Genomic DNA, 7,140 nt, shown 5'->3' with positions numbered 1-7,140 from the left:
CCCGGCCGCCGCGCCCACCCGGGAGCGTTCCCCGATGAGCAACCCCGCCCCGATCGCCACGAGGACCGTCGCCCCCTGCAGGAACAGCGCGGGCCCGTCCACGGCCACGGCGCCGCCAGCCGTCACCAGCCGCGTCCCGGCGAGCAGAACCACCGTCACCAGCGCCGCGACGAGCCCGCCGAGGTACAGCACCAGCTGCGCGGCATAGCGGTGTCGGGCGGGGGCGAACGCCTCGACGAGCACCGAGACGATCGCCGTCCCGAGCACCACGAGCAGCGGCAGGAGCGAGGAGTAGGCGATGTCCGGGGTCATCGGGTGGCACCTTCCACGTGGGCGACGGTCTCGGTGACCGCCGGGTCGATCACGTCGAGCGCCGGCTGCGGGTAGAAGCCCAGCACGATCAGCGCCACGACCAGCGGGGCCAGCACCACGCGCTCGCGGGTCGTCAGGTCGGGCGTGGACCGCAACCCCGGCGCGAGGGGCCCGCCCATCACCCGCTGGTAGGTCCACAGGATGTAGACGGCCGCCAGGACGAACGTCGCCGTCGCCAGTACGGCGGCGACGGGGTAGACCTCGAACGTGCCGACGAACGCCAGGAACTCGCTGATGAACGGGGCCAGCCCGGGCAGTGACAGCGTCGCGAGCCCGGCGATGAGGAACACCCCGGCGAGCACGGGCGCGGCCTGCTGCACCCCGCCGTAGTAGCCGATCTCGCGGATCCGGTGCCGCCGGACGAGGAACCCAGCCACGAGGAACAGTGCGGCCGTGGCGATGCCGTGGTTGACCATGTACAGCGCCGACCCGGCCGCCGACTGCTCGGTCGCGGCGAACACACCCAGCACGATGAACCCGAAGTGGGAGATCGACGCGTAGGCGATGAGCCGCAGGAGGTCGGTCTGGGCGATGGCCATGATGCCGCCGTAGACGATGCTGATCACCGCGAGCGTCACCATCACGGGCGTCGCGGTCGCCGCTGCCTCGGGGAACAGCGGCAGGCTGTAGCGCAGCATCGCGAAGGTGCCGACCTTGTCCACCACGGCCATCATGAGCACCGCGGAGGCGGGCGTCGCGGCGACGGCGGCCCCGGGAAGCCAGGTGTGGAACGGCCACAGCGGGGCCTTGATCGCGAAGGCCAGCGTGAACCCGGCGAACAGCAGGAGCATCGCGCCGGGCGGTATCTGCAGTCGCCCGTCGGCGACGGCGTCGGTGATGAGGCGGTAGTCGAAGGTGCCGCGGCCGTCGGGCCCGAGTCCGGCCCGGTCTGTGTACATGTAAAGCCCGAGCACCGCGGCCAGCATGACGAGCCCGCCGAGCAGGTTGTAGAGGAGGAACCGCACGGCCGCCCGCGCCCGGTCCGCGCCGCTGTCCCCGAACGCGCCTGTTCCGAATCCCCCGATGAGAAAGTACAGCGGGATGAGCATGGCCTCGAACGCGACGTAGAACAGCAACACGTCCAGGCTCGTGAAGGCCACCAGCGCGAGCCCCTGCGTGGCCAGCATGAGCGCGGGGTAGGACTGTGCGTGCCGGCCGTCCGAGGTGGCGCCGCTGGAGTCGTCGGTGTCACGCCATCCGGCGAGCAGGAGCAGCGGCATGAGCGCGGCGGTGAGCAGCACCAGCACGAGCGCCACGCCGTCGAGCCCGAGCGTGTACGTCGCACCGAACGCGGGGATCCACGGCCGCGACTCGACGAACTGGTGGGTGTCGCCGCCCGGCTCGAACCCGACCGCCAGCGCGACGGCCACCCCCAGGACGACCAGGGACGTGACCAGGGCGAGGGGCCTCGCCGCGCGGCGCGCGCTCGCAGGGAGGACGACGACGACGAGGGCGCCGACCAGGGGCGTGAGCCACAGCGCGGTGAGCAGTCCGGGGCCGGTCACAGGACGCCACCACCCAACATCGCGGCTATCACCAGAACCGCGCCGATCAGCATGTACAGCGCGTAGGAGCGGGTGAGTCCGGATTGCAGGAGTCTCGTCCGGGCGGACAGTGCGCCGAGGGTGGTACCGACGCCCGTCGCCGCCCCGGCCACCACCCGCCGGTCGATCACCTCCGTGCCCGCGACCAGGGCCTGGCCGGGTCGCATGAACACCGCCTCGTTGAGGTCGTCGGCATACAGGTCGCGCCGGGCGGCCCGCGTGAGCGTTGAGCCGACTGGGGCGGTGGCCGGGACTTCACTACGGGTGTAGCGGTGCACGGCCAGGGCGATGCCGACGGCCACCACGACCAGGGAGGCGGCGGTGACCAGCCACACCGGTAGGACGTGCTCCGGGTGGTGCTCTCCGACGACCGGGGCGAGCCAGTCCTGCAGCCGCCCGCCGAGCGACAGCAGCAGACCGGAGAGCACCGATCCCACGGCGATCGCGATCATCGGCCCCGTCATGATCGCCGGCGACTCGTGGGGGTGGGCGTCGTCGGCCCAGCGCCCGGGCCCGAAGAAGGTCAGGATCATCACACGGGTCATGTAGAAGGCGGTCAGGCCCGCGCCGAGCAGGGCCACCGCCCCCAGGAGGTAGCCGACCGCCGATCCTGAGCCGAACGCGCCCGCACCCGCAGCCGACCCGCTGCCCACGTCGAACGCCGCGGAGATGATGCCCTCTTTGGAGTAGAAGCCGGCGAACGGTGGGACGCCGATGATGGCCAGGTAGCCGAGTCCGAAGGTGACAAAGGTGACCGGCATGACCGCGCGTAGGGCGCCGTAGCGTCGCATGTCGACCTCGTCGTTCATCCCGTGCATCACCGAGCCGGCGCCGAGGAACAGTCCGGCCTTGAAGAAACCGTGGGTGAGCAGGTGCATGATCGCCAGCGCGTATCCGGCGGGCCCGAAGCCGGCGGCCATGACCATGTACCCGACCTGGCTCATGGTGGAGGCGGCGAGGACCTTCTTGATGTCGTCCTTGGCGCAACCGATGACCGCACCGAACAGCAGCGTCACGGCGCCGACCGCGATCACCGCGGCGCGCGCGGTCGGGGTCGCGTCATAGATCGGGTTGGACCGGGTGATGAGGTAGACGCCCGCGGTGACCATGGTCGCGGCGTGGATGAGGGCGGACACCGGGGTGGGACCCTCCATCGCGTCGCCGAGCCAGGACTGAAGCGGCACCTGGGCCGACTTGGCGCACGCGCCCAGCAGCAACAGCAGCCCGAGCGCGGTGACCAGCCCCGAGCTCACCGCCCCGCCGCCGATCGCCGAGAACACGCCCTCGTAGGACAGCGTGCCCAGCTGGGTGACCATGACCATCAGCGCTACACCCAGACCGGTGTCGCCGACGCGGTTGACGACGAACGCCTTCTTCGCCGCGGTGGCGGCGGACGGCTTGTGCTGCCAGAACCCGATGAGCAGGTAGGAGACCAGGCCGACACCCTCCCAGCCCAGGTAGAGGCCGAGGAAGTTGTCGGCCAGCACCAGCAGCAGCATCGCCGCGAGAAACAGGTTGAGGTAGGCGAAGAACTTGCGCCGCGCCGGGTCGGCCGCCATGTAGCCGATGGAGTACACGTGGATGAGCAGGCCGACGCCGGTGACGAGCAGGACGAACACCATGGACAGCTCGTCCAGACGCAGGCCGAAGTCCAGCTGGAACTCGCCGACCGAGACCCACTCGAACAGGGTCTGTCCGGAGGCACGGTCGGCGGCGTCACGGCCGGTCATGGCGACGAGTTGCCACACCGCCACCGCGAATGAGGCCAGCGCGGTCGCGCACCCGAGCAGGTGGCCCCACCCGTCCGCGCGGCGACCGAGCAGCAGCAGGACCGCCGCGCCGAACAGCGGCAGTGCGGGGATGAGCCAGAGCGCGGACCCGGCGACGGCGGGGGCGAGGGCGGCTGCGGTCGTTGTCGTCGTCGTCATCACGGTCGTCGTCATCGTCGTCCCCCTAGTACCTGAGCAGGTTGGCGTCGTCGACGGACGCCGATCGGCGGGACCGGTAGATGGCCATGATGATCGCGAGGCCGATCACGACCTCGGCGGCGGCCACGACCATGATGAAGAACGCGAAGAGTTGGCCGGTGACGTCGCCGTGCATCCGAGCGAACGCCACCAGGGCGAGGTTGGTGGCGTTGAGCATGAGCTCGATGCACATGAACAGGACGATGGCGTTGCGCCGCAGCAGGAACCCGGCCGCGCCGATGGTGAACAGCACGGCCGAGAGGTAGAGGTAGTACTCGGGGTTCACCGTCGGCCCCCTTCGCCGGGTCCGCCGCTGCCGAGTTCGTCGGGACCGTCCGCGCGATCGGCCGCATGGCGCCGCAGCACCTCGCTCACCGAGTCGGGGGCGTCGGACCCGTCGGGCAGTCGGGCGGGCATGTCGGCGGAGTTGCGGCGCGCGTACACGCCGGAGCTGGGCAGCGGGGTCACGCGGGCGGAGTCGTCGGCCTGCCAGTCGAGGAAACGCTGCTGCGACATCTCCCGCTGGGTGAGGCGCCCGGTGAAGCGCTCGCGGTGCGCCAGGACCATCGCGCCGAGGGTGGCGATGATGAGCAGCACCCCGGTGAGCTCGAACGCCCACACGTGCCGGGAGAACAGCAGCTCCGCCAGCGCGGGGACGACCGAGTATCCGGGGGCGAACCCGGCGAACGGCGGCAGTTGCGCCCGCGCCAGCCCGGTGGCCAGCAGGATGCCGAACCCCAGGCCGGCGACGATGGCCGCCACCCGGTGCCCCCGGATCCGCTCGACCAGCGAGTCCGAGGACTCCACCCCGATCAGCATCACCACGAACAGGAACAGCATCATCACGGCGCCGGTGTAGACGACGATCTGGCCCACGCCCAGGAACACCGCCCCCTGCGCGATGTACAGCACGGCGAGCGAGACCATCGTTGCGGCCAAGCACAGCGCCGAGTAGACCGCCTTGGTCGCCGAGACCACCCCGAGCGCCCCGGCCACGGCGATGATGGCCAGCGCCCAGAACAGGACGGACTCCCCGGTGGTCACGAGGCCCCCCTTCCGCGGCGCGCGCGCGAGCCGGCTGCGGTCGCACCGCGCGGCTCGGCCTCACCGGGCTCGTACGGCTCACCCTGCTCGGGCGCGGAGCCGGTGATCTCTCCGCGGTAGTAGTCGAAGTGGTCGGCGCCCGGGTACATGTCGTGCGGGGCGGGGACCATCCCGGCGAGCATCGGTCCGAGCAGGTCGTGCTTCTCGTAGATGAGGTCAGCGCGGTTGTCGTCGACCATCTCGTAGTCGTTGGTCATGGTCAGCGCCCGGGTCGGGCACGCCTCCACGCACAGGCCGCAGCCGATGCAGCGCAGGTAGTTGATCTGGTAGATCCGCCCGTAGCGTTCGCCGGGGGAGAAGCGTTCCTCGGCGGTGTTGTCGGCGCCCTCGACGTAGATCGCGTCCGCCGGGCACGCCCATGCGCACAGTTCGCAGCCGATGCACTTCTCCAGCCCGTCGGCGTAGCGGTTGAGTTGGTGTCGCCCGTGGTAGCGGGGCGCGGTGGGGACCTTCTCCTCCGGGTACTGCTCGGTGTGCGCCTTGCGGAACATCGTGGAGAACGTCACCCCGAACCCGGCGAGCGGTTCGAGGAACCCGGGAACCCGGGACCGTGACTTCCTAGGCATGGCGGGCCTCCTGACTGGGGGGCGAGTCTGTAGAAGTGAAGCGGCCCAGCGCGGCGCGCTGGTGGGGGAGCGGAGGGACGGGGAACCCTCCGGCCGTGGGGTCGAAGCGCGCGCCCCGCGTGACGGACGCGGGTGGGGAGTCGCCGCGGGTGGGCGTGGCCCGGCCGCCGCGCCGGGATCGGGACCGATGGACGACGACGATGGCCGCCACCGCCACCAGGCCCGCGATCACCATGGCGGGCGTGAGGAGAGCGGACCCGGGGCCCACGATCACCCGGATGGTCGCCACCGACATGACCCAGGCCAGCGAGACGGGGATGAGCACCTTCCAGCCGAAGGCCATGAACTGGTCGTAGCGCAGTCGCGGGAGGGTGGCTCGCAGCCACATGAACAGGAACATGAACGCCCACACCTTGGCCACGAACCACAGCAGCGCCCACCACCCGGAATCCGCGCCGTCGATCAGCGAGAACGGCAGGGGGGCCTGCCAGCCGCCGAGGAACAGGGTGGCCGCCAGCGCGGAGACTGTGGTCATGTTGACGTACTCGGCCAGCATGAACATCGCGAAGCGCAGCGAGGAGTACTCGGTGTGGAACCCGCCCACGAGTTCGCCCTCGGCCTCGGGCAGATCGAAGGGGGCGCGGTTGGTCTCGCCGACCATCGAGATGACGTAGATGACGAACGAGGGCAGCAGCAGGAACACGAACCACACCTGCGACTGGGCGGCGACGATCCCCGACGTCGACATGGTGCCGGCGAAGAGGAACACCCCGACGAACGACAGCGCCATGGCGATCTCGTAGCTGATCACCTGGGCGGTGGAGCGCAGGCCGCCGAGCAGTGGGTAGGTCGAGCCGGAGGACCAGCCCGCCAACACGATCCCGTACACCCCGATCGAGGTGACGGCGAGGATATAGAGCACTCCCACGTGCAGGTCCGTGAGCTGCAGCGGCGTGGAGTGGCCGAAGACGGAGACCACGGGCCCGAAGGGGATCACCGCGAACGCCATGAACGCCGGGATCACCGCGATGACCGGTGCGAGCAGAAAGATCGGCTTGTCGACCCCGGCCGGGATGAATCCCTCCTTGAGGGCGATCTTCACGCCGTCGGCCAAGCTCTGCAGGATCCCACCGGGGCCGACGCGGTTGGGGCCGATGCGCATCTGCATCCATGCCAGAATCTTGCGTTCCAGGTAGATGGCCGCGAGCACGGTAACCACGAGGAACACGAAGACCGCGAGGACCTTGGCCAACACCAGCCACCACGGGTCCGTACCGAAGGCCGTGAGGTCGGCGCCGGTGGTCGACAGGTCCGCGGTGGCGAGCACGGCGGGCCCGTTCACCGCGACCCCGGTCATGACGCCACCTCCCCGGCCGCGAGGGACACCACGTCGCCTGCGCCGGCGGCGAGAGTCGCGTTCACGGCGGACCCGGGCGAGTTCTGCGGTACCCAGACCACGCGGTCGGGCATCTCGGTGACGGCCAGCGGCAGGGTGATCGCCCCGCGGTCGGTGGAGACGGTCACCGGGTCGCCGTCGGCGGCTCCGAGTTCGCGGGCGGTCGTCGGCGACAGGCGGGCCACGGGGCG

7 protein-coding genes and 1 pseudogene are annotated in these 7,140 nt (G+C 70.6%); all 8 read right to left on the bottom strand.

The genetic code is table 11. The annotated features are described in order from the left end of the window. Positions 1 to 312: pseudogene (locus G6024_RS06625) on the bottom strand (NADH-quinone oxidoreductase subunit NuoN); the annotation flags it as partial. Next, entirely contained in the window at positions 309 to 1,877 is a 1,569-nt protein-coding gene (locus tag G6024_RS06620) for an NADH-quinone oxidoreductase subunit M (protein WP_159148334.1), read from the bottom strand. The pseudogene G6024_RS06625 and the gene G6024_RS06620, both read right to left, overlap by 4 nt. After that, positions 1,874 to 3,844: an NADH-quinone oxidoreductase subunit L gene (gene nuoL, locus G6024_RS06615; RefSeq protein WP_159148335.1), complete on the bottom strand. Its 1,971-nt coding sequence runs from the start codon at positions 3,842 to 3,844 to the stop codon at positions 1,874 to 1,876. The genes G6024_RS06620 and nuoL overlap by 4 nt, the downstream gene beginning before the upstream one ends. A 25-nt stretch (positions 3,845 to 3,869) precedes the next feature. Continuing rightward, positions 3,870 to 4,169, bottom strand: a complete 300-nt coding sequence (gene nuoK, locus G6024_RS06610; RefSeq protein ID WP_067714654.1) for an NADH-quinone oxidoreductase subunit NuoK — start codon at positions 4,167 to 4,169, stop codon at positions 3,870 to 3,872. After that, the gene (locus G6024_RS06605; protein WP_159148333.1) at positions 4,166 to 4,927 is read right to left on the bottom strand and encodes an NADH-quinone oxidoreductase subunit J; all 762 of its coding nucleotides are present in this window, start codon (positions 4,925 to 4,927) and stop codon (positions 4,166 to 4,168) included. The genes nuoK and G6024_RS06605 overlap by 4 nt, the downstream gene beginning before the upstream one ends. Next, positions 4,924 to 5,553, bottom strand: coding sequence for an NADH-quinone oxidoreductase subunit NuoI (gene nuoI / locus G6024_RS06600; RefSeq protein ID WP_067714648.1), 630 nt, complete (start codon positions 5,551 to 5,553; stop codon positions 4,924 to 4,926). The genes G6024_RS06605 and nuoI overlap by 4 nt, the downstream gene beginning before the upstream one ends. Beyond that, positions 5,546 to 6,910 (bottom strand): NADH-quinone oxidoreductase subunit NuoH, encoded by a 1,365-nt coding sequence (gene nuoH, locus G6024_RS06595; RefSeq protein WP_159148332.1) that lies wholly within the window; start codon positions 6,908 to 6,910, stop codon positions 5,546 to 5,548. Before nuoH ends, nuoI begins: the two co-directional genes overlap by 8 nt. After that, positions 6,907 to 7,140, bottom strand: a 234-nt coding sequence (locus tag G6024_RS06590) for a molybdopterin dinucleotide binding domain-containing protein (RefSeq protein WP_159148331.1), incomplete at its 5' end; no start/stop codon positions are given. The genes G6024_RS06590 and nuoH, both read right to left, overlap by 4 nt.

Origin of the sequence: Dietzia maris, from assembly GCF_014144855.1 — a bacterium.
GTDB classification, from domain to species: Bacteria; Actinomycetota; Actinomycetes; order Mycobacteriales; family Mycobacteriaceae; genus Dietzia; species Dietzia kunjamensis.
The sequence above is the reverse complement of the archived record's forward strand: the minus strand, read 5'-3'. Positions and strand labels throughout refer to the sequence as shown.